This window comes from Streptomyces sp. NPDC054840, assembly GCF_053611065.1.
In genome coordinates this window covers 1-1362 of sequence record NZ_JBSGZP010001109.1, presented here as the reverse complement: position 1 = coordinate 1362, position 1362 = coordinate 1, and the positions used below count along the sequence as shown (strand labels likewise).

General features: G+C 78.5%; 1 protein-coding gene. It reads left to right on the top strand.

The window, feature by feature from the left end; genetic code table 11:
* Positions 1-1362: ABC transporter transmembrane domain-containing protein (locus ACWGIU_RS37950; protein WP_453712645.1), on the top strand; the 1362-nt coding region annotated here is incomplete at both ends.

The window sequence follows — 1362 nt, the reverse complement described above, 5'->3', positions numbered from 1 at the left end:
GGCCCTGCGGGCGGCCGCGCAGCACAGCGCCGGCCGCCTCGCCGCCGCGTCCGCCTGCTCGGTGGCCGCCGCCGGCGCGGCCCTGGCCGAACCGGCCGTCCTCGGCCACACCCTCGACCTGCTGCTGCGGCAGGACCCCGCGGGCGCCCGGTGGACCGCTTGGTGCGCGGCGGTGATCGCCGCCGAGGTGCTGCTCGACGCGGCGACGGCCCGGCTCACCGGCGGTGTCGACGCCCGCTCCACCGCCTGGCTGCGGCGGCTCGGGCTCGGGCGGTTGCTGCGCACCGCGCCGCACCATGCCGCCCGCCGCTCCCCCGGTGACCTATCCGCCCGGCTGACCGCGCAGGCCACCACCGCCGGGGCCGTTCCGGCGGCGTTCGTGACCGCGTCCGTCGCCCTGGTCCCCCCGCTCGGCGGGCTCGTGGCGCTGGTCCTGGTCGACGTGTGGACCGCACTGGCCTTTCTCGCCGGACTCCCTTTGCTCGCACTGCTGTTGAGGGCGTTCGCCCGTGACTCCGGCGTCAGCGTCAGCCGCTACCAGGAGGTGCAGCTCGACCTGGCCGGCCGACTCGTGGAGGCCCTCGGGGGCGCCCGTACGATCGCCGCCGCCGGCACCGCCGAGCGCGAACAGGCGCGCGTACTGGCCCGGTTGCCGGAGCTCGGCGCCGAGGGGCGGCGGACCTGGCGGATCTACGGCGCGACCGTGGCGCGCACCAGTGCCCTCATGCCCCTGTTGCTCTACGTGGTCCTCGGCGTGGGCGGGATCCGCCTCGCGGAGGGTGCCCTCGGCGTCGGTGGGCTCCTCGCCGCCGTCCGGTACGCGGGCCTCGCGGCCGGGGTCGGCTCCGTGACGGGGCGGCTGGCTGCCGTGGTGCGCGGCCGGGCCGCCGCCCGCCGCACCGCGGCCCTGTTCGAGCTGCCCGAACTCCCCCAGGGTCAGCGCCGGTTGCCCGCATCGGGGCCGGGCACGCTGGAGCTGCACGGCGTACGCGTCGTACGGGCGGGTACCGTGCTGCTGCACGACGTCGACCTGCGGATCCCCGGCGGGACGACCGTCGTCGTGGTCGGCCGGTCGGGCTCCGGCAAGACGACGCTGGCCGCCGTGGCGGGGCGGCTCACCGCGTGCGACGAGGGCCGGGTCCTGCTCGACGGCGTGCCGCTGGACGAGCTGTCCGCCGAGGAGTTGCGCCGCGAGGTCGGCCACGCCTTCGAACGGCCCGCCCTCTTCGGGGAGAGCATCGCGGCCGCCATCGCCTTCGGCGGCTGCCCGGGGCCGGTCCCGGGCCCGGGGGCCGTGCGCGCCGCCGCGCGGGCGGCGCGGGCCGACGCCTTCGTGCGCCGCCTGCCCGAGGGGTACGACAC